The following is a 620-nucleotide window of genomic DNA, read 5'->3' on the forward strand; positions in this document are numbered from 1 at the left end:
TGTTTAGAGGATCACCAAATACAAATATATCAAAATTTATAAATGCTTATAAGAGTGCCGGCAGCAGACTTATAAAAAAGGAGTTCCCATCAATAAAAAAACAATTATGGAAAGAGTACTTCTGGAGTAAAAGTTATTGCCTTATAACAACTGGTGGTGTTCCAATTGATATAGTTAAGGAGTACATTGAAAATCAAGGAATGAAATGAGGCGAAAATGTGTTAAAAGCATATAAATACAGAATTTATCCGAACAAAGAACAAAAATTGTATTTTGCTGGAACTTTTGGCTGTGTCAGGTTTATATATAACCAAATGCTGGCTGATAGAATTAAGTCTTATAAGGAAAACAAAGATTTGGATATTAAAAAGATTAAGTATCCTACTCCAGCACAGTATAAAAAAGAATTTGAGTGGCTTAAAGAAGTAGACAGTCTTGCTCTGGCAAATGCTCAAATGGATCTAAATAAAGCATATAAAAATTTCTTTAGAGATAAATCAATAGGTTTCCCTAAATTCAAAAGTAAGAAAAGTAACTATAACAGTTATACAACCAATAATCAAAATGGAACAGTTTATATCAAAGATGAACATATTAAATTACCTAAATTAAAATCCATG

At 29.4% G+C, this 620-nt stretch carries 2 protein-coding genes; both read left to right on the top strand.

Going from position 1 to position 620, the window contains the following annotated elements:
* On the top strand, positions 1–209 hold a 209-nt coding region (gene tnpA / locus LN736_RS18845; RefSeq protein ID WP_229982213.1), incomplete at its 5' end, for an IS200/IS605 family transposase.
* A 9-nt stretch (positions 210–218) separates the two neighbouring features.
* Positions 219–620: helix-turn-helix domain-containing protein (locus LN736_RS18850; RefSeq protein WP_229982214.1), on the top strand; the 402-nt coding region annotated here is incomplete at its 3' end.

The organism is Clostridium aromativorans (assembly GCF_020908015.1).
GTDB classification, from domain to species: Bacteria; Bacillota; Clostridia; order Clostridiales; family Clostridiaceae; genus Clostridium_B; species Clostridium_B aromativorans.